General features: G+C 73.5%; 17 protein-coding genes. 14 read left to right on the top strand and 3 right to left on the bottom strand.

What is annotated here, in order from left to right; genetic code table 11:
- Window positions 1-170: 170 nt before the first annotated feature.
- Together OO47_RS20060 and OO47_RS33450 are read left to right on the top strand one after the other, a co-directional pair.
- Window positions 171-851, top strand: a complete 681-nt coding sequence (locus OO47_RS20060; protein ID WP_030218065.1) for an RNA polymerase sigma factor — start codon at window positions 171-173, stop codon at window positions 849-851.
- Window positions 851-2,305: a hypothetical protein gene (locus OO47_RS33450; RefSeq protein ID WP_037624343.1), complete on the top strand. Its 1,455-nt coding sequence runs from the start codon at window positions 851-853 to the stop codon at window positions 2,303-2,305. The genes OO47_RS20060 and OO47_RS33450 overlap by 1 nt, the downstream gene beginning before the upstream one ends.
- 166 nt (window positions 2,306-2,471) lie before the next feature.
- Here OO47_RS33450 and OO47_RS34440 read toward each other — a convergent pair whose 3' ends face one another.
- On the bottom strand, window positions 2,472-3,437 hold the full coding sequence (locus OO47_RS34440) for a L,D-transpeptidase family protein (protein WP_063831919.1): 966 nt from the start codon (window positions 3,435-3,437) through the stop codon (window positions 2,472-2,474).
- 214 nt (window positions 3,438-3,651) lie between these two features.
- Here OO47_RS34440 and leuE point away from each other — a divergent pair, with 214 nt between their 5' ends.
- Both leuE and OO47_RS20040 read left to right on the top strand, forming a co-directional pair.
- Complete coding sequence (gene leuE, locus OO47_RS20045) at window positions 3,652-4,317, top strand: leucine efflux protein LeuE (RefSeq protein WP_030218060.1); 666 nt, start codon at window positions 3,652-3,654, stop codon at window positions 4,315-4,317.
- A 59-nt stretch (window positions 4,318-4,376) separates the two neighbouring features.
- Window positions 4,377-5,198: a MerR family transcriptional regulator gene (locus tag OO47_RS20040; protein ID WP_030218057.1), complete on the top strand. Its 822-nt coding sequence runs from the start codon at window positions 4,377-4,379 to the stop codon at window positions 5,196-5,198.
- A gap of 57 nt (window positions 5,199-5,255) precedes the next feature.
- Here the strand turns inward: OO47_RS20040 and OO47_RS20035 are convergent, their stop codons facing one another.
- Both OO47_RS20035 and OO47_RS20030 read right to left on the bottom strand, forming a co-directional pair.
- Window positions 5,256-6,584, bottom strand: coding sequence for a polysialyltransferase family glycosyltransferase (locus OO47_RS20035; protein ID WP_030218055.1), 1,329 nt, complete (start codon window positions 6,582-6,584; stop codon window positions 5,256-5,258).
- On the bottom strand, window positions 6,581-7,600 hold the full coding sequence (locus tag OO47_RS20030; RefSeq protein WP_030218053.1) for a glycosyltransferase family 2 protein: 1,020 nt from the start codon (window positions 7,598-7,600) through the stop codon (window positions 6,581-6,583). The genes OO47_RS20035 and OO47_RS20030 overlap by 4 nt, the downstream gene beginning before the upstream one ends.
- Window positions 7,601-7,820: 220 nt before the next feature.
- On the opposite strand from OO47_RS20030, the gene OO47_RS20025 reads away from it, so the two are divergent.
- The 10 genes from OO47_RS20025 to OO47_RS19980 all read left to right on the top strand — a co-directional run bounded on the left by OO47_RS20025 (window position 7,821) and on the right by OO47_RS19980 (window position 20,135).
- Window positions 7,821-9,110 carry a DUF6716 putative glycosyltransferase gene (locus OO47_RS20025; RefSeq protein ID WP_030218050.1) on the top strand — a complete coding sequence of 430 codons (1,290 nt, stop codon included), beginning with the start codon at window positions 7,821-7,823 and terminating at the stop codon, window positions 9,108-9,110.
- Window positions 9,110-10,453: an acylneuraminate cytidylyltransferase gene (locus OO47_RS20020; RefSeq protein WP_078489751.1), complete on the top strand. Its 1,344-nt coding sequence runs from the start codon at window positions 9,110-9,112 to the stop codon at window positions 10,451-10,453. The genes OO47_RS20025 and OO47_RS20020 overlap by 1 nt, the downstream gene beginning before the upstream one ends.
- Before the next feature lie 11 nt (window positions 10,454-10,464).
- Complete coding sequence (locus tag OO47_RS20015) at window positions 10,465-11,358, top strand: N-acetylneuraminate synthase family protein (protein ID WP_030218047.1); 894 nt, start codon at window positions 10,465-10,467, stop codon at window positions 11,356-11,358.
- The gene (locus tag OO47_RS33445; protein ID WP_037624341.1) at window positions 11,355-12,629 is read left to right on the top strand and encodes a hypothetical protein; all 1,275 of its coding nucleotides are present in this window, start codon (window positions 11,355-11,357) and stop codon (window positions 12,627-12,629) included. Before OO47_RS20015 ends, OO47_RS33445 begins: the two co-directional genes overlap by 4 nt.
- A gap of 150 nt (window positions 12,630-12,779) precedes the next feature.
- On the top strand, window positions 12,780-14,000 hold the full coding sequence (locus OO47_RS20005) for an amidohydrolase (RefSeq protein ID WP_030218042.1): 1,221 nt from the start codon (window positions 12,780-12,782) through the stop codon (window positions 13,998-14,000).
- Between the two features lie 478 nt (window positions 14,001-14,478).
- Entirely contained in the window at window positions 14,479-15,537 is a 1,059-nt protein-coding gene (locus tag OO47_RS20000; protein WP_030218039.1) for a BMP family lipoprotein, read from the top strand.
- Window positions 15,538-15,644: 107 nt separating this feature from the next.
- Window positions 15,645-17,360, top strand: a complete 1,716-nt coding sequence (locus OO47_RS19995; protein ID WP_030218036.1) for an ABC transporter ATP-binding protein — start codon at window positions 15,645-15,647, stop codon at window positions 17,358-17,360.
- The gene (locus OO47_RS19990) at window positions 17,357-18,475 is read left to right on the top strand and encodes an ABC transporter permease (protein WP_030218033.1); all 1,119 of its coding nucleotides are present in this window, start codon (window positions 17,357-17,359) and stop codon (window positions 18,473-18,475) included. Before OO47_RS19995 ends, OO47_RS19990 begins: the two co-directional genes overlap by 4 nt.
- Window positions 18,472-19,734, top strand: coding sequence for an ABC transporter permease (locus OO47_RS19985; protein WP_030218031.1), 1,263 nt, complete (start codon window positions 18,472-18,474; stop codon window positions 19,732-19,734). Before OO47_RS19990 ends, OO47_RS19985 begins: the two co-directional genes overlap by 4 nt.
- Window positions 19,731-20,135: a cytidine deaminase gene (locus tag OO47_RS19980; RefSeq protein WP_030218028.1), complete on the top strand. Its 405-nt coding sequence runs from the start codon at window positions 19,731-19,733 to the stop codon at window positions 20,133-20,135. The genes OO47_RS19985 and OO47_RS19980 overlap by 4 nt, the downstream gene beginning before the upstream one ends.
- The last annotated feature ends 80 nt before the right edge of the window (window positions 20,136-20,215 follow it).

Here is a 20,215-nt window from a genome sequence, read left to right as displayed (position 1 = left end):
CGGGCACTGGAAGGTTGCAAGTTGTACAAAGGGCGGACACCGCGTGGACGCGGCGCCGGAGCACCACGTACCGTGCTGGTGCGTCAGGGCCCGTCCGGCGGACCATGGCCGGGGCCGCGGCGGTGACCAGCCGCGACGGGACGACGCGACCGACGAACAGGGTTTGGGGAGTGCTGGGGGACGACGCGGAGCTGACGGCCGCGGTGCTCGCCGCACAGCAGGGGGACGAGGACGCCTTCCGTGCTGTGTATCGCGCCGTGCACCCCCGGCTGCTCGGCTACATACGCACACTGGTCGGCGACACCGACGCGGAGGACGTGGCCTCCGAGGCCTGGCTCCAGATCGCGCGCGACCTCGACCGCTTCGGCGGCGACGCGGACCGCTTCCGCGGCTGGGCCGCCCGGATCGCCCGCAACCGCGCCCTCGACCACATACGGATGCGCGGCCGGCGCCCCGTCGTCGGCGCCGACGAGACCGAACTCACCGAGAAGCCCGCCGAGTCCGACACCGCGAGCGAGGCCCTGGAGGCCCTGGCCACCGGCCACACCATGGACCTGATCGCCCAGCTCCCGCAGGACCAGGCCGAGGCCGTCGTGCTGCGCGTCGTCGTCGGCCTGGACGCCAAGAGCGCCGCCGACACCCTGGGCAAGCGCCCCGGCGCGGTGCGCACCGCCGCGCACCGGGGCCTCAAGCGGCTCGCCGAACTCCTCGGGGTCGACGGCGCCCCGGACGGCCCCGGCGGGACCGTCATCCCCCTGGACGGCGTGCCCCCGCAGCGCGGCCGGACACCGGGAGCGGTGGCGCCCGGCAGTGTGACGCAATGGCGTCCGCGTACGCAGAAGGACATGTGATGGCCGACGAGCGGTACCAGTGGCTCGACGAGGAGACCGCGGAGCGACTGCTCCGCGGCGAGCCCGTCGACCCCGTCGGCCCCGCCGACGACCTCGCGCGCCGGCGGGCCGCGCGTCTCGCGGACGCCCTCGACGCACTCCGCACCCCGACCGCCGGAGCCACCGGGTCGACCGGAGCCACCGGGCCGACCGGAGACGGCGGATCGGCCGGAGGCGCCGGACTGGCTGGAGGCGCCGGACCGGCTGGAAGCGCCGGGTCGGCCGGAGGCGGCGGGTCGGCCGGAGGCGCCAGGCCGACTGGAAGTGCCGGATCGGCCGGAGCCGGCGAACTGCCGGGGGAGGCCGCCGCCCTCGCCGCCTTCCGCGAGGCCAGGGCCGCCCGCGCCGCCGCCTCCGCGTCGGGGAGCACGTCCGGAGGTCCGGTCGTCGGTAGCACTGTCCCCGGAGGCCCGGCCGCCGGCAGCACCGCCCCCGGAAGCCCGGTCGCCGGCAGCGCCGTGTCCGCCGGCCCGCCCGCCGGAAGCGCCGCCGACCTGGGTCGGGTGCGGCTCGCGCGCCCCGGCGCCGCGCCGCGCCGCTGGGGCCGCTCCACGCGGTACGGCCTCGCCGCCGCGGTCGCCGCCGTCGCCGTCGGCGGGGTCGCCGTCGCCGCGGGCACCGGCGCCCTGCCGCTGGTGGGCCCCGCGCCCGCCAGCTCCGTCTCGGCCGGGGACACCGCCCGCCCGCTCGTCTCGCCGGAGCCCGAGGACATACGCGAGGACCTCGGCATACCCGGGCCGCCGACCCCCGGCGGCGACCGTACGCCCGGCTCGTCCCCCTCCGCCGGGACGGACGACCCCGCGGCACCGACCACCCCGGCCCCCGGAGGCGACGGCGGTGACGGCGACGGCGCGGACCGGCCCGAGCGGGACGCCCCGAAGCCCGGCCGGAGCACGGCGGGCACGGACGGGACCCCGGCCCCGGACCGCACGGGCGGCCACGACCGCGGCCGCGAAGGAAGCGGGGACGGAAACGGGAGCGGGAACGAAGACTGGAACGGCGGCGCGAACTTCCGGGAGAAGGCCGTCGAGGCCTGCCGGGCGTACCGCTCGGGGAAGCTCGACGACGGCAGCCGCCGCCGGATCACGGAGACCCTGCGCGACGGCGACACCCTGCGCCGCTACTGCGACCGCCTCCTCTCCGGCGCCACCGGCGCACCCGGAAGCGGCCCCGGGAAGGGCTCGGGCGACGGCTCCGGGGGCGGCTCCGAAAGCCGTCCGGGCAGCGGGTCCAAGGACGGCCCGAAGAACGGCGGCCACTACGGCGGCACGGACGGGAACTCCTGGAACAGGAGCGGGGACGGCCACGGCACCGTCCGCTCCTCGGCGGTGCTCCTCCGCACCGCACCGGCCCCCGTGCGCCCCGCCGGACCCCCGGAGACGGGCGCGACGCCCCGCCTCCCGGTCGCGGTGTAACACTTTCCGGCCCGTCGGCGCAGTACGTAATGCCGACTGGTCATCGGCCGCGCGACGAGCCGGGGTTCCCCCCGTACCTGCGGCTCTGCGCACCCGGCGCGGGTGGGACACGTTCCCCCGGTCCCACCCGCGCCCTTTCCCCTCCCCTGCCGACGCTCCTCCGCGTCTACCAGTGGACGACGACCTTGTCCCCGACCTTCACCTGGTCGAAGAGGACCGCGAGCTTGGCCCGGTCCCGGACGTTCACGCAGCCGTGCGAGGCCCCGGCGTACCCGCGGGCCGCGAAGTCCGACGAGTAGTGCACGGCCTGGCCGCCGCTGAAGAACATCGCGTACGGCATGGGCGTGTGGTAGATCGTCGACGTCCACTCACGGGCCTTCCAGCCCACGCTGAACGTGCCCTCGCGGGTCGGGGTGTTCTCCGAGCCGAAGCGGACGTCCATCGAGGAGACGACCTTGCCGTCGATCATCCAGGCGAGGGTCCGGCTCTCCTTGCTGATGCAGAGCACCCGGCCGGTCATGCAGGCCGGCGCCGGGGTGTCCAGGGCGTTGGTGGTCGACGGCTTCAGCTCGTCGGCGGTCGGCTTCCGGCTCGCGCCGAGCAGCCGCTGCCAGGTGGTCCCGTCCACCGAGCCGGTCCCGGTCAGCCCCTGCTTCTTCTGGAAGGACTTCACCGAACGCGCCGTCATCGACCCGTAGAAGCCGGTGGGCGCGCGGTCGAAGAACTTCAGCTGCCGCAGCCGCGCCTGGAGCTCGCGCACCTGCTCGTTCTCGTCCCCGTCCTTCATGAGGACCGGAGACGCCGACGCCCCCTCCGAGGCCGAGGCCGAGGCCGAGCCCGAGGGCTCCGGCGTGGGGAAGGTGGCGGAGGAGGACGGCGCCTTGCCGTCGTCCGTGGGGGAGGCCCCGGGGGTGGCGGACCCCGACTCCGACTCCGAGGCGGAGGGCGACGCGGACGCCGGGGCCGACGCCGATCCGGACGGCCGCGCCGCGGCGCGGCCCGAGGGCCCCGCGGTACCGCTCCCCGTCCCGGCCGCCTGGGCCGTACACCCCGCGACGAGCGCCACCGAGACCGCCGCCAGCACCGCTCTGCGCACGACGCCGCCGCGCGCGACGGTCGAAGACCGCTTCATCCTTGCCCCCCCGAAAACCGAAAACCCGTGTGTACGTAGTGGGATGCTTCCCACGCCCGAGTGGTTGCGCACCACGGCCGGAAAAGACCCCTCGCGGAGGCGCGGACACCGCTTCTCCCGGGTCGGACGGGGCCCGTCCCGGATGGCGCGCCCCGGTCTTCCGCGATGCGAAACAGAGGGGCGGGACGTCGTCCTCACGTGCGACACTCCGCCCATGCTGGGTGTCACCGATCTGCCGACCTACCTCGCCGGGCTCGTCCTCATCATCCTCCTGCCCGGACCGAACTCGCTCTACGTGCTGTCCGTCGCCGCCCGCAAGGGCACCCGGACCGGCTACAAGGCCGCCGCAGGCGTCTTCACCGGCGACGCGGTCCTCATGACCCTGGCCGCCCTCGGCGCGGCCTCCCTCCTCCGGACGACCCCGGTCCTCTTCATGGTCGTGAAGTACGCGGGCGCCGGATACCTGGCCTGGATGGCGTACGGGATGCTGCGGGCGGCCTGGTCGACGTGGCGCTCGCGCGAGGAGCACGGGGAGGGGGCCGCGGAGGAGACCCCGGGCGCCCCGGCGACCCCCGCCGAGCGCCCGTACCGGCGCGCGCTGATCATCAGCCTCTTCAACCCGAAGGCGATCCTCTTCCTGATCTCCTTCTTCGTGCAGTTCGTGGACCCCGGCTACGCCTACCCGGCGCTCTCCTTCCTGGTCCTCGGCGCCCTGCTCCAGCTGGGCAGCTTCCTCTACCTCACGACCCTCATCTTCGGCGGCACCCGCCTCGCCGCCGCCTTCCACCGCCGCCGGCGCCTCTCCGCCGGCGCGACCTCGGCGGCCGGCGCCCTCTTCCTCGGCTTCGCCGCGAAGCTCTCCCTCAGCAGCGCCGCCTGACCCCCTGGCGGACACCGGTTGACCCTCACACCGTGTGAGGCCGTTCCGTAGGGGGCGTCATGTTCACCATCGGAGACTTCGCCCGGCACGGGCGGGTGTCGGTCCGGATGCCGCGTCACTACGACGCGATCGGACTGCTGCGCCCGGCCCGGGTCGACCCGCACACGGGCTACCGCTTCTACGCGGCGGACCAGCTGGCCCGGCTCAACCGCGTCATCGCGCTCAAGGACCTCGGCTTCACCCTGGAACAGGTGGGGGCCGTCCTCGACGAGCGGATCGACGCGGACGAGCTGCGGGGCATGCTGCGCCTGCGCCAGGCCGAGCTGGAGACGGCCCTGGCGGAGGCGCGGGCCCGGCTCGACCGGGTCGGCGCGCGGCTCCGGGCCATCGAGAGCGAGGGACGCATGTCCACCCAGGAAGTCGTCGTCAAGCAGATCCCCGCCGTCCGGATCGCCGAACTGAGCGCGGTCGCCGCGAGCTTCGGCCCGCAGGACGTCGGCCCCGTCATCGGCCCGCTGTACGACGAGCTGTGCTGCCGGCTCGGAGGCGCGGGCGTCACCGGCTTCGGCCCGGGCGTCGCGTACTACGAGGACGCGGGCCGGGGCGACGGCTCGGTCGTCGTCCACGCGGGCATGACCGTCCCGGAGGGGACGGAGGCGGAAGGCGTCCTCGTGCACGTCCTGCCCGGCGTCGAGGAGGCGGCGACCGTCGTCCACCACGGCTCGATGGACGACGTGCTGCCCACCGCGCAGACCCTGGCGACCTGGATCGACGCCAACGGCTACGCCTCCGCCGGGTACGCCCGCGAGCTGTACCTGGAGTGCCCGGAGGACCCGGAGCGGTGGGTGACCGAGCTCCAGGAGCCGGTCGTCCGCGCCTGAGCACGCGGGCGCGTACGCGCGAAGCCCGGGGCCCCGGCCGGCCCCGGGCCCCGGCGGCTACCTCTTCAGCGCCCTGCGCAGCCGCAGCGCCCGCCGGGCCAGGCGGCGGACCCCCGGGTGCCGGGGGAGGGGCAGGCCGCCGGGGAGGCCCAGGACGGTGAGGCGGCGGCGGGTGAAGTGGCGCCGGGTGCGCTCCGCGAGCGGCCCCGACAGGTGCCGTACCGCCGCCGTCCGCAGGTCCGGCCGGATCTTCGGCTGCATCGCGAAGCCGACCGCCGCGACCAGGTCGTTCAGCTCCTCCGTACCGGTCCCGGGGCCGTCGTCCGCCGGGCCGTCGAGGGGCGGGACGACCGCGTCCACCACCGTGAGCGGGATCCGGTTGCTGTTCTGGAACGGGGTGAGCCGCTCCAGGAGGGGACGGGTGCCGACCCGGGCGACCGGCAGGCCGTAGAAGGTGCGCGCGGTGAGCAGCGCCGTCGAGAAGCAGCCGACCACCAGGGCGGGCCGCAACTCGCGGTAGAGCACCTCCGCGAGGACCGGCCGGTCCTCGATCGTCAGCTCCGCGCCCAGCTCCTCCGCCGCGCGCACCAGGGACCGCGACCAGGCGTCCGGGGCCGTCGGGTGCGGCTTGAAGACCAGCCGCCGGTGGCCCCGGGCGACCGCGCCCCGCACCATCCTCAGGTGCAGCTCCTCCTCCTCGGCGGCGGTCAGCAGGTTCAGGGCCGCCAGGTACTGGCCCAGGAGCAGCGCCGGGCCGTCCTGCGACGCCGGGCCCTCCGCCGGGGCCGGGCCCGCCAGCTCCTCGACGCACTTGGTGAACGCCTCGACCGGTACGGCCTCCGGAACCGCCCCGAACTCCCCGAGCAGCAGCGGCGCGAGCCCCGGGACCAGGTCCAGGTGGAGCAGCCGGGACACCCGGCCGCCGATCAGCGGGTCGATCTTGTTGCGGGTCGGCCCGTAGCTCATCAGCCCGTCCGCGTACACCGTGATCGAGGCCTCGGGGAGGAGCTGGGCGATGGCGAGCGCGGGCGTCACCTGGATCGACTCCAGGGCCAGTTCGACCCGGTCGTCCCCGAGCTCCCAGAGCGTGCGCAGATGGCGCTGGAGGAGGGGGAGGTCGCTCGCGCGGGGGGTCCAGCCGCCCGGGTGGAGCGGGGAGATCACCTCGTTCCAGGAGAGGACGGAGTCGAAGCGGCCGCGCAGCCGCGTGAAGCCCTCGGCCTCGTCGAGCGCGGGGGTCGTCTCCGGTACGGGCGCGTTGTTGGTGACCAGGAGGACGCGGCGGTCGGCGGCGCCGAAGCAGCCGCTGTCGATCGCGGCGGCGAGCGTCACCGCCCCGTAGAGGGTGGAGGCGCAGAAGACCTGGGTGGTGCGGCGGGGGCTCACGCGGCCACCTCCGGCGCGGCGGAGGACGAGGGGGCGCCGGGCCCGGACGGCGGCGGTGCCGGCCTCCGCCTCCGCAGCCTCCGCAGCAGCGTCGCGCGGTCCCCGCCCATCGCCGTCAGGGCCTCGTCGAGGACGTCCTGCGGCATCCGCCGCAGCGCCCCCGCGCTCATCGCCCGCAACTGCCGCGCCACTTCCGGCTCGAACCTCCCGATCGAACCGACGTGGTGGGAGATCACCGCGCAATAGGTGCGCACGGCTTTCGGAAGAAGGAGATCCGCGTCCCGGTCCCGCGCCGTTTCCGCGATCACCTGGTCGAAAGCGCGGATGAAATCCAATTGCCGGACGTCGCCGATCTGGGTGAGGGAGGTCGCCACTCCGCGCCGGTAGAACACGCCGAGTTCGCCGACCGCCGCGAACGATTCCGCCTCGCGGTGCAGCCGCCAGATCCACGGCCGGTCCTCCGCCGTCCGCAGCCCCGGCGTGAAGTGCAGCAGGCCCCGGTCCAGGAGCCGCCGGTGGTGGATCCCGGCCCAGGCGTACGGGTAGTCGACGGAGGTCGTCCGGTGCGCCGGCAGGATCGCGTCCCTCGGGCGCAGCACCTCGCCCCGCCGGGGGACCGGCGCCCGGCGCAGCCCGCGCTCGCGACCGGTCACCGAGACGTGGTCGGTGCGCAGGAAGTCGCAGCCCAGCTCCTCGGCGGCGGCGACGAGGCGGCCGTAGTAACCGGGGGCGATCCAGTCGTCCCCGTCGAGGAAGGCGACGTACTCGCCGCGGGCGGCGTCCAGCCCGGTGTTCCGGGCCGTGGCGAGGCCCTCGTTGCGCGCGTGCCGGAGCAGGACGGCGCCCGGGATCTCGCGCGCGGCCCGTTCGAGGAGCTCCGGGGTCCCGTCCGACGAGCAGTCGTCGACAAGCAGGAACTCGAAGTCCTCCCGGGCGTTGGCCCGCAGGCTCGTGAGGGTGTCGGGGGCGTATGTCTGCACGTTGAAGAACGGCACGACGACGGAGAGCTTGACCACGCGGCCGACGCTAGGCGCCGGCCCGGCATTCCCTCCGACCGGCGGGGGGATGTTCGGTGAACACCAAGCGGCGAGCCGATTAACCGCCTTTTCCGAAAAGGGGGAATCAGGCCGCGCACGGCCGGAAGGCGTCCCGCTTCAGGCGTCGGTGAGGCTCTGTTCACCGGTTGTTGTGGCTCAGTTGGGCCGGAAAGCGGAATGCCCTTCTAGCGTCCTCGACGTGCCATCACGTACCCGAGAAGCGATACGGACCGCCGTACTCGCCGACTCCGACACCCGGTGGAAATGGGGCGCCCTCACCGCGCGCCGCATCACGGCGGCGAGCGCCGAACCCACCGGCTTCGTCCTGCGCGGACGCGCCACCCCCACCGCCCGCCAGCTCGCCGAGACGGGGGTGTCCGCGGCCGCCCCGCGCGAGGTGACGGGCGCGGAGTTCCTGCGCGCCGTACGGGACGCGGAGGCGCGCGGCGAGGGGTACGACGTCCTCGTCCTCGCCCTCGTCGGCGGCACCGTCCGGGCCGTCCTCCAGGGCCTGGCCGACCTGGGCCTGGAACGGCGGCCCGTGATCGTCACCGGGTACGTCGGCGTCGTCTACGAGAAGCTGACCGACGGGCTCCTGCTGCGCCACGGCGCCGACGTCGTCCTCGCCAACTCCCGCCACGACGCGGAGCGCTTCCGCGCGGTGTACGAAGGGGTGGGCGCGGATGCCGAGCCGGTCGTGGAGGCGGCGCTGCCCTTCCTCGGCGGCGCCCCGTACGCCCCCGCCGCCGGCCGGGACGCCCTGGTCTTCGCCGCGCAGCCCTCCGTGCCCGTCACCCGCGCCGAACGCGCCTACGTGCTGCGGCGGCTGATCGGGCACGCCCGGCTCCACCCGGGCCGCGAGGTGCTCCTCAAGCTGCGCTCCAAGCCGGGCGAACACACCACGCACCTGGAGGAGTTCCCCTTCCAGAAGCTGGTCCGCGAGCTCGCGCCGCCGGACAACTTCCGCCTGGTGTACGGGCACATGGGCGAGGTCCTGGACCGCACCGACCTCCTCGTCACCGTCTCCTCGACGGCCGCCCTCGAAGCGCTGCACCGGCGGATCCCCACCGCGATCCTCACCGACCTCGGGATCCGCGAGGCGCTCGGCAACCACCACTTCGTCGGCTCCGGCCTGCTGACCTCCTTCGACCGGCTCGACAAGGGGGCCGTGCCGGCGCCCGACGCGACCTGGCTCGCCCGTCAGGGGGTCGCCTCCGACGGCTCGTACGAGGAGGCCTTCGACGCGGCCCGCGACCGGGTCGCCGCGCTCCTCGCGCAGCCCGGGCTCCCCCCGATCAGCCCCTACTACACCGCGGAGACGGCCCCCGGCTACCTGCCCGGGATCCTCGCCCGCCACCGCCTGGACGTCACCGCGCCGGAGCCCCGCGAGAGCGGCCTGCGCCGGATCGTCCGGGAGGCCGCGCGGGGCGCGTACCGCCACGGCGTGCAGCGCGTGGCCCCCGTCATCCGCCGCCTGGGAGAACTCTGATGACCACCACACCCGCTTCCGGGCCCGCCACGACCGGGGCCGCCGCACCAGGGGCCGCCGCTCCGGCTTCCGGGCCCGTCGCGACACCCGGCACCGCGTCCTCCGCCCCCGCGGGCCCCGCGGCCGTCGTCCTCGCCGTGATCCCCGCCCGGGGCGGTTCCAAGGGCGTGCCCGCCAAGAACCTCGCCCCGGTGGCCGGGGTCCCCCTGGTCGGCCGGGCCGTCCACGCCTGCCTCGGCGCCCGCTCCGTCACCCACGTCGTGGTCTCCACCGACGACCCCGCCATCGCGGCCGCGGCCCGCGCCGCCGGTGCCGAGGCCGTGCACCGCCCCGCCGCGATCGCGGGCGACACCGCCACCAGCGAGGCCGCCGTCCTGCACGCCATGGACGCCTTCGAGGCCACCCACGGCCGCACCGCCGACGTGGTCCTCCTCGTCCAGTGCACCAGCCCCTTCCTCACCTCCGCAGAGGTCGCCGAGACCGCCGACCGGATCCTGACCGGCGCCGCCGACACGGCCTTCACGGCCGCCCCGTCGCACGGCTTCCTCTGGCGCGAGACGGAGCGGGGCGCCGAGGGCGTCAACCACGACAAGGCGCACCGCCCCCGCCGCCAGGACCGGGAGCCCGAGTACCTGGAGACCGGCGCCGTCTACGCCATGGCCGCGCCCGGCTTCCGCACCCACCGGCACCGCTTCTTCGGCCGCACCGCCCTCGTCGCCACCGACCCGGCCCGGGTCCTGGAGATCGACGACCCGCACGACCTGGCCCGCGCCAAGGCCCTCGCCCCGCTCCTCGACGCACCCGTCACCCCCCGCTTCGCCGACGTGGACGCGGTGGTCCTGGACTTCGACGGCACCCAGACCGACGACCGGGTCCACCTCGACGCGGAGGGGCGCGAGTTCGTCTCCGCGCACCGCGGCGACGGCCTCGGCATCGCCGCCCTGCGCCGCGCCGGACTCCCCGTCCTCATCCTCTCCACCGAGCAGAACGCCGTCGTCGCCGCCCGCGCCCGCAAGCTCCGCATCCCCGTCCTGCACGGCATCGACCGCAAGGACCGGGCCCTCAAGGAGTGGTGCGAGACCGAGGGCATCGACCCGCAGCGCGTCCTCTACGCCGGCAACGACGTCAACGACCTGCCCTGCTTCCACCTCGTCGGCTGGCCCGTCGCGGTGGGCAGCGCCCACGACTCCGTACGGGCCGCCGCCCGCGCGGTCACCGCCACCCCGGGCGGCGCCGGAGCGGTCCGCGAGATCGCCGCCTGGCTCCTCGGACCCGAACTCGACACCCCCGTACGTGCCGACGCCGCACGCACGACCCCCGCACGCACCACCACCGAACCCTAAGGACCCGCACCATGAGCACCCGCCTCCGCACCCTCGGCGCCAAGACCGCCGGCCCCGGGCAGCCCGTCTACGTCACCGGCGAGATCGGCATCAACCACAACGGCGAGCTCGCCAACGCCCTCGCCCTGATCGACGTCGCCGCCGAGGCCGGCTGCGACGCGGTCAAGTTCCAGAAGCGCACCCCGGAGATCTGCACCCCGCGCGACCAGTGGGACATCGAGCGGGACACCCCCTGGGGCCGCATGACGTACATCGACTACCGCCACCGCGTGGAGTTCGGCGAGGAGGAGTACCGGGCCATCGACGCGCACTGCAGGGAGCGCGGCATCGACTGGTTCGCCTCCCCGTGGGACACCGAGGCCGTCGCCTTCCTGGAGAAGTTCGACGTCCCCGCCCACAAGGTGGCCTCCGCCTCCCTCACGGACGACGAGCTGCTGCGCGAGCTGCGCTCCACCGGCCGCACGGTGATCCTCTCCACCGGCATGTCGACGCCGAAGCAGATCCGGCACGCCGTCGAGGTCCTGGGCAGCGACAACATCCTGCTCTGCCACGCCACCTCCACCTACCCGGCCAAGGCCGAGGAGCTGAACCTGCGCGTCATCCAGACGCTCCGGGAGGAGTACCCGAACGTCCCGATCGGCTACTCCGGCCACGAGACCGGCCTCCAGACCACCCTGGCCGCCGTCGCCCTCGGCGCCGTCTTCGTCGAGCGCCACATCACCCTCGACCGCGCCATGTGGGGCTCCGACCAGGCCGCCTCCGTCGAGCCCCAGGGCCTGACGCGCCTGGTCCGCGACATTCGCACCATCGAGACGGCCCTCGGCGACGGGGTCAAGAAGGTGTACGAGTCGGAGCTCGGCCCGATGAAGAAGCTCCGCCGGGTCCAGGGCGCCGTTGCCTCATGACCGGGCAGCTGGCGTTCGTCGAGAGCCCGGTCCAGCTCCTCAACGTCCTGGAATGGGCGCACACCCGGGCCCCCGGCACGGGCATAGGCACGGCCCCCGGCACGGGGGCACCCGCCACGGACACGGGTGTGGACACGGGTACGGGTACGGGTACGGGCACGGGCTTCGGTACCGGGGAGCCCGCCGCCGACACGGCCCCCGGCACCGGGGCGCCCGCCACGGGAGCCCCCGCCGCCGGGAAGCCCGCTCCGGGAGCCCCCGCACCCGTCACGGCACCCGGCACCACGCCAGCCCCCCTCACGGTCGTCGTCCTCTCGCCGACCGACCCCATGTCGCGGGGCCAGCTGCGCCGGATGGCCCAGCTGGCCCGCGACGAGGGCCTCACCGTCCACTGGCAGGAGGCCCGCGACGGCCGGGGCGCCCTCCTGCGCACCCTGCGGCGGCTCGCCGGGCCGCTGCGCTCGGCGGAGCGGGTGATCATCGGGGACCCGTTCTCCCGGTACGTCCAGCTCCTCCTGACCCTCTTCGGCCCCCGGCACCTGACCGTGGTCGACGACGGCACCGCGACCATGGAGTTCGCCGCCCAGCTCGGCCGGGGCGAGCGCCTGGTCCGCTGGCACCGCAAGGGCAGCCTGGGCCCGCGCGAACTGGTCCTCGCCCCCGTGACCACCCTGGCCCGCCGCCGGCTCGCCCCGGCCCGGGGCCGTACCGTCGAGATCTTCACCTCGCTGCCCGTGGAGGCCCCGGCGGGCGTCGGGGTCACCGCGAACGCCTACGCCTGGACCCGCTCCCGCTTCGGCCCGCCGCTGCTCACCGGCGGCGCGGACCTGGTCGGCACCTCGCTGGTGGAGACGGGGGTGGTCGACGCCGGCCACTACGCGCGCGTGGTCGGCGAGCTCGCCCGCACCCACGGCGCCACCCGCTACTTCGCGCACCGCAGGGAGAGCGCCGGGAAGCTGCACCGGATCGCGGTCGAGACGGGCCTCCAGGTGGTCCGGCCCGAGCTGCCCCTGGAGCTGATCGCCCGGCGCGGCCCGGTCGGCCGCACGATCGTCAGCTTCCCGTCCACGGTGGTGCACACCCTGCCGCTGGCCCTGGCCGGCACGGGCGTGAAGGTCGCCGTCTGCGAGATCGCGCCCGAGTGGCTGCGGGCGACCGCCTCCCCGCGCGCGCAGGGCTTCCTGTCCGGGGTGACGGGCACGGCGGCCCACGAGGTCGACCGGCTCACCGCCCGGCCGGTCCACCCCACCGACAGGCTCGAATTCGGGTGATGTTTCCCCTCGCCGGTGCGGGGCAATCGGGTGAGGATACCCACATGGGGTGGTCCCTAAGCCCGGAAAACCGGGGTTCTTTCCCCTAACGGACTGAACTTTTCGTGATCAACGGGCAGTTGACCACCCTGAAGGCCTACCCTTCAAAAGGTGAACCAGTTGAAGTCCCGTGAGCCAGGCTCCGTCACTCTGCCCGGAAAGCTGCCCGCAACCCTGCGCGACGAACTGATCATGTTCCGCAGGGACTTGCACATGCACCCCGAGCTCGGGAAGCAGGAGTTCCGCACGACCGCCGCGCTCAAGGCCCGCCTGGAGGCGGCCGGGCTCGCGCCGGAGGTCCTTCCGGCCGGCACCGGACTCATCTGTGACATCGGCACGCCGGACCCCGAGCGGCCCATGCTGGCGATCCGCGCCGACCTCGACGCGCTGCCCATCCCGGACGTCAAGACCGTCGCCTACCGCTCCACCGTGGCCAACCGCGCCCACGCGTGCGGACACGACGTCCACACCACCTCCGTCCTCGGCGCGGGCCTTGTCCTCGCCGAGCTGGACCGGCAGGGGCTCCTCCCCAACGCCGTGCGGCTGATCTTCCAGCCCGCCGAGGAGGTCCTGCCCGGCGGTGCCGTGGACGTCGTCGAAGCCGGCGCCCTGAACGGCGTCGGCCGGATCATCGCCGTCCACTGCGACCCGAGGGTCGACGCGGGGAGGATCGGCCTGCGCGCCGGGCCCATCACCTCCGCCTGCGACCGGCTGGAGATCACCCTGGACGGCCCCGGCGGCCACACCGCCCGGCCGCACCTCACCACCGACCTGGTCACCGCCGCCGCCCGCGTCGCCACCGACGTCCCCGCCGTCCTGGCCCGCCGCGTCGACGCCCGCTCGGGCCTCTCCGTCACCTGGGGCCGCATCGAGTCCGGCCACGCCCCCAACGTCATCCCGCAGCACGCCGAGCTCTCCGGCACCGTCCGCTGCCTCGACCTGCCGGCCTGGCGCGACGCGCCCGACCTGGTGCACGCGGCCATCGACGAGGTCGCGTCCCTGCACCGGGCCAAGTCGACCGTGACCTACGTCCGGGGCGTCCCGCCGGTCGTCAACGACGCGGCCGTCGCCGAACTGCTCCGCGACGCCATGGCCGCCCGGCGCGGCCCGCACGCGATCGAGGACACCGAGCAGAGCCTCGGCGGCGAGGACTTCTCCTGGTACCTGGAGCACGTCCCCGGCGCCATGGCCCGCCTCGGCGTCCGCGTCCCCGGCGACACCCGCGTCCGCGACCTGCACGCCGGCGACTTCGACGTGGACGAGAGCGCCATCGAGGCGGCCGTGGAGCTCTTCACGGCGGCGGCCCTCCTGAACGGCACCCAGGAGACCTGACCCCGGCCCCGGCCCGCCCGGACCCCGGCCTGCCCTGATCCCGGCCCGCCCGGACCCCGGCCCGCCCGGACCTCGGCCCGCCGGGACCTCGGCCCGCCGGGACCTCGGCCCGCCCGGACCCCGGCCCGCCCGGACCCCGGCCCCAGGCCCCGGACAGGCCCCGACCCGCACGCCCGACCCCGTACACACCCGAGCGATGCTTTCCGGCCGGACGGACCCTCATCCGTCCGGCCCACCCGTTCCCCCGGACGGCTCAGCGCCCGGCGTGTCCCCGTACGCCCCCTGTCGCGCCGGGCGCCCCCGCCGGTATAACCGCCGGTACCGGACCGAACGCCCTCGGTCGCCCCGCGCGGCCGGTTCGCGACGATCCGATAACGACTCATGAACGGGTCTTTAACTGACATCTACGCGCGTTACGATCGCCGCGAAACCAGCGCCGGAAGAGGCGCTTTCGGTCAGTCTTGAAGGGACCCTCCTCTTGCGCCGGATCACCAGGATCACGACCGTGGGCATCGCCTCCGCGGCGCTCGCCCTCTCCGCCACCGCGTGTGGCAAGTCCTCGACGGACGCCGGTTCCAGCTCCGCCTCGGACTCGAAGAACATCACGGCCGCCATCGCGTACGACATCGGCGGCCGCGGCGACCAGTCCTTCAACGACGCCGCCTACGCGGGTCTGAAGAAGGCCGAGGACGAGCTCGGTGTCAAGGGCACCGAGGCCGAGCCCTCGGAGGGCGAGGGCGACGCCGACAAGGTGCAGCGCCTCACCGCCCTCGCCCGCGCCGGGAACAACCCGGTCATCGGCGTCGGCTTCGCCTACGCCCCGGCGATCGCCAAGGTCGCCAAGGCCTACCCGAAGACCACCTTCGGCCTCATCGACGACACCTCGGTGACCGCCCCGAACATCGCCAACCTCGTCTTCAACGAGGAGCAGGGCTCCTACCTGGCCGGCGTCGCCGCCGCCAAGACGTCGAAGACCGGCACGGTCGGCTTCATCGGCGGCGTCGAGGTCCCGCTGATCAAGAAGTTCGAGGCGGGCTTCGCGCAGGGCGTCAAGGACACCAACCCCAAGGCGAAGGTGCTCGTCCAGTACCTGACCCAGCCGCCGAACTTCGACGGCTTCTCCAAGCCCGACCTCGGCAAGGCCGCCGCGCAGGGCCAGCTCGACAAGGGCGCCGACGTGATCTACGCCGCCGCCGGTCTGGCCGGTTCGGGCTCCATCGAGGCCGCCGCCGCCGCGGACAAGTGGGCCATCGGCGTCGACTCCGACCAGTACAACCAGGCGGGTCTGGCCTCCTACAAGGACCACATCCTGACCTCGGTCACCAAGGACGTCTCGGACTCCGTCTTCAACCTGATCAAGTCGGTCAAGGACGGCAAGCCGCAGAGCGGCGAGATCCGCTACGGCCTGGCCCAGGACGGCGTCGGCCTGTCCGAGTCCAACCCGGCGTACAAGAAGATGACCGACGTCATCGCCGCCGTGAACGAGGCGAAGAAGAACATCGTCGACGGCAAGATCACGGTCAAGACCGCTCCGTAAGGAACCGCAGGTCAACGACCTCAGGGCCCGGCGACGGTGGGACCCCCACCGGAGCCGGGCCCCGTTCCCGTACGGATTTTCATCTTTCGGCAGCGCTACGCGTGTAGATGTCTCCCTGGCACGATAACTTCGCCCCGCCCTGCCCTCCCGCTCCCACTCCTTCCGGCCAAGGAGAGTGCGTCATCAACGCGTCCAGCCCCCCTGCCGTAGAACTGCACGGCATCACCAAGCGATTCCCCGGCGTCGTCGCCAACAAGGACATCGCCATCACGGTCCGCAAGGGCACCGTGCACGCCCTCATCGGCGAGAACGGCGCCGGCAAGTCGACCCTCATGAAGATCCTCTACGGCATGCAGAAGCCGGACGAGGGCACCATCGCCGTCGACGGCGAGCAGGTCACCTTCTCCAGCCCCGGTGACGCCATCGCGCGCGGCATCGGCATGGTGCACCAGCACTTCATGCTCGCCGACAACCTCACCGTCCTGGAGAACGTCGTCCTCGGCGGCGAGAAGCTCCACGGCATCGGCGCCAAGGCCCGGAAGAAGATCCTGGAGATCTCCGACCAGTACGGCCTCGGGGTCCGCCCGGACGCCCTGGTCGAGGACCTCGGCGTCGCCGACCGGCAGCGCGTGGAGATCCTCAAGGTCCTCTACCGCGGCGCCCGCATCCTCATCCTCGACGAGCCGACCGCCGTGCTCGTCCCGCAGGAGGTCGACGCGCTCTTCGACAACCTGCGCGAGCTCAAGTCCGAGGGCCTGACCGTCATCTTCATCTCGCACAAGCTGGGCGAGGTCCTGAAGGTCGCCGACGACATCACCGTCATCCGCCGGGGCACCACGGTCGGCACCGCCGACCCGAGGACCGCCACCACCAAGCAGCTCGCCGAGCTGATGGTCGGCAGCGAGCTGCCCTCCCCGGAGACCCGCGAGTCGACCGTCACCGACGTGCCGATGCTCCAGGTCCGCAACCTGACCCTGTCCGAGGCCGGCGCCGTCGCCGCGGCCCCGCTGACCAGCGCGGCCCCGCCGGACCCGGCCAGGGCCACCACCGTCCTGGAGGAGAGCACCGAGGGCCGCAAGCTCCTCGACGACGTCTCCCTCACCATCCACAAGGGCGAGATCCTCGGCATCGCGGGCGTCGAGGGCAACGGCCAGACCGAGCTCATCGAGGCCCTCATGGGCATGGCCACCCCGGACTCCGGAGTGATCACCCTCGACGGCCGGGACATCTCCAGGGTCTCGGTGCGCAAGCGCCGCGAGGGCGGCATCGGCTACATCCCCGAGGACCGGCACCGCCACGGCCTGCTCCTGGAGGCCCCCCTCTGGGAGAACCGCATTCTCGGCCACGTCACCGAGGCCCCCAACTCCAAGCGCGGCGTCCTCGACCCCAAGGCCGCCCGCAAGGACACCGAGCGGATCGTCCGCGAGTACGACGTGCGCACCCCCGGCATCGACGTCACCGCGGCCTCCCTCTCCGGCGGCAACCAGCAGAAGCTGATCGTCGGCCGCGAGATGAGCCACGCCCCCAAGTTCCTGATCGCCGCCCACCCCACCCGCGGCGTGGACGTCGGCGCGCAGGCGCAGATCTGGGACGCGATCCGGGACGCCCGCCGCGAGGGCCTGGCGGTGCTGCTGATCTCCGCCGACCTCGACGAGCTGATCGGCCTCTCCGACACCCTCCGGGTCATGTACCGCGGCAAGCTGGTCGCCGACGCCGACCCTGCCACCATCACGCCCGAGGAGCTGGGCTCCGCCATGACCGGCGCGGCCTCCGGCCACCTCGAAGGCACCGAAGAGCAGTCCGAAGACGGTGACGCCCGATGATGAAATTCGACAAGGACCGGCTGATCCTGGGCGCGGCGGGACCGGTGCTCGCGCTGGTCTCCTCGTTCGTGCTCACCGTGCTGGTGCTGCTCGCGACCGGACTCGACCCGATCGAGCCGATCCGGATCATGATCGAGAACGCCGGGTACTCCGACATCCAGGTCCTGATCGTCAACCAGACCGGGATCTACTACCTCGCGGCCCTCGCCGTGGCGGTCGGCTTCCGGATGAACCTCTTCAACATCGGCGTCGACGGCCAGTACCGGCTCGCCGCGATGGTCTCCGCCCTCGTGGGCGCCTCCGTCGAGCTGCCGGGCCCGCTGCACATCCTCCTGATCGTGCTCGTCGCGATGCTGACCGGCGCCTTCTGGTCCGGCATCGCCGGCATCCTCAAGACGACCCGAGGCGTCTCCGAGGTCGTCTCGACGATCATGCTCAACGCCATCGCGACCTCCCTGGTGGCCTGGCTGATCCTGCCGAAGAACTTCGGCGTCCAGCCCGAGGGCTCCAACAACCTCACCACCGGTGAGATCGCCGAGTCCGGCTGGTTCCCCGGCATCGACATGGGCCAGGGCAACGGCGTCGTCTACGGCTTCACGTTCGTCGCGCTCGCGCTCGGCGTCGTCTACTGGTTCGTCCTCAACCGCACCCGGTTCGGCTTCGACCTGCGCGCCACCGGCGCCAGCGAGTCCGCCGCCCAGGCCAGCGGCGTCGACGCCAAGCGGATGATCCTCACCTCGATGCTGCTCTCGGGCGCGCTCGCCGGCCTCTCCGGCATGCCGACGCTGCTCGGCGAGTCCCACACGTACAGCCTCGACTTCCCGGTCGGCGTCGGCTTCACCGCCATCACCATCGCGCTGCTCGGCCGCAACCACCCGGTCGGCATCCTCTTCGCCGCCCTCCTCTTCGCCTTCCTCGACAAGGCGTCCTCGTCGCTCGACACCTTCGGTTACCCGAAGGAGATCACCAAGATCATGCAGGGCATCATCGTGATCGCCGTGGTCGTCTCCTACGAGCTCGTCCGCCGTTACGGCCTCCGCCGCCAGCAGCAGAAGGTCGGCGAGGAACTCGCCGCCGGCGGCGCCCTCAAGACCGACAAGGAGGTCTCGGCATGAGCACCGCCGCTGCCACCAAGCCGAGCGCCGCGCCCAAGGGCGGCGGACGCCGCAAGCTCACCCTGCCGTGGATCATGCTGATCGTCGCGGCCGGCCTCGTGCTCTTCTCGCTGGTCCGGGTCGTCTCCGGGGCCGACGACCTCACCTCCGTGGGCCAGGTCTCCGGCGCCCTCCAGCTCGCCGTCCCGATCGGCCTCGCCGGTCTCGGCGGTCTGTGGGCCGAGCGCGCGGGCGTCGTCAACATCGGCCTCGAAGGCATGATGGTCCTCGGCACCTGGTTCGGCGCCTGGGCCGGCTACCAGTGGGGCCCCTGGACGGGCGTCCTCTTCGGCCTCGTCGGCGGTGCGATCGGCGGTCTGCTCCACGCCGTCATCACCGTCACGTTCAACGTGAACCACATCGTCTCCGGTGTGGCGATCAACATCCTTGCGGTCGGCTTCACCCAGTACCTGTCGAACTTCACGTTCGCCGAGGCCCCGGGCGGCTCCTCCAAGCAGTCCCCCCGCATCGAGCAGATCACCAAGATCACCATTCCGGGGCTCTCCGACTGGTTGCAGGACCTCCAGGCCAAGCACTGGTTCCTGGTCTCCGACCTCGCGGGCATCCTCGGCGGCCTGGTCACCAACCTGTCGCTGCTCACCGTCGTCGCGATCCTGCTGATCCCGGCCACCTGGTGGGTGCTGTGGCGCACGGCCTTCGGCCTGCGGCTGCGCTCCTGCGGCGAGAACCCGGTCGCCGCCGAGTCCCTGGGCGTCAACGTCTACAAGTACAAGTACATCGCCGTCACCGTCTCCGGCGCCCTCGCCGGCCTCGGCGGCGCCTTCCTCGCGATCGTCGCCACCGGCATCTACCAGGAGGGCCAGACCGGCGGCCGCGGCTACATCGGCCTCGCCGCGATGATCTTCGGCAACTGGATGCCCGGCGGCATGGCGCTCGGCGCCGGACTCTTCGGCTTCACCGACAGCCTCAAGCTGCGCGGCGGCGCCGAGAACGTCCACGCGCTGCTGCTCCTGGTCGCGCTGCTCCTGGTGATCGCCGCCCTCTGGCAGCTGTACCGGAAGAAGTACGTGGTCGGGGTGGTCTCCGCCGTCTTCGCCGCCGGGTTCTTCCTCTGGTACGCGCTGACCGACGAGGTCCCGAGCCAGTTCGTCGACGCCGCCCCGTACGTCACCACCCTGCTCGTGCTCGCCCTGTCGGCGCAGCGCCTGAGGATGCCGAAGGCGGACGGACTGCCCTACCGGAAGGGCCAGGGCAAGTGACCGCGGAGCTCTCCGAGGCCGACTGGGAGGCCCTGCGGGTCACGGCGCGCGAGGCGATGTCCCGCGCGTACGCCCCGTACTCGGGCTACCCGGTCGGCGCGGCGGCCCTCGTGGACGACGGGCGGACGGTCTCCGGCTGCAACGTGGAGAACGCCTCCTTCGGCCTCGGCCTGTGCGCCGAGTGCGGGCTCGTCTCGCAGCTCCAGGCGACCGGCGGCGGCCGGCTGACCCACTTCGTCTGCGTGGACGGCCGGGGCGAGCCCCTGGTCCCCTGCGGGCGCTGCCGGCAGCTCCTGTACGAGTTCGGGGGCCCCGACCTCGTCCTGGAGACCCCGGCCGGGCTGCTGCCCCTGGCCGACATGCTCCCGCAGGCCTTCGGCCCGGACCACCTGTCCAAGTAGCACTTCGGAGCGGCCCTTCCGGCACGATGGGAGGGCCGCTCCTCCTTTCACCCTCTATGCGCGTAGAAAGAGGCACCACC

It is taken from the genome of Streptomyces bikiniensis, assembly GCF_000716625.1.
Lineage (GTDB): Bacteria > Actinomycetota > Actinomycetes > Streptomycetales > Streptomycetaceae > Streptomyces > Streptomyces bikiniensis.
The sequence above is the reverse complement of the archived record's forward strand: the minus strand, read 5'-3'. Positions and strand labels throughout refer to the sequence as shown.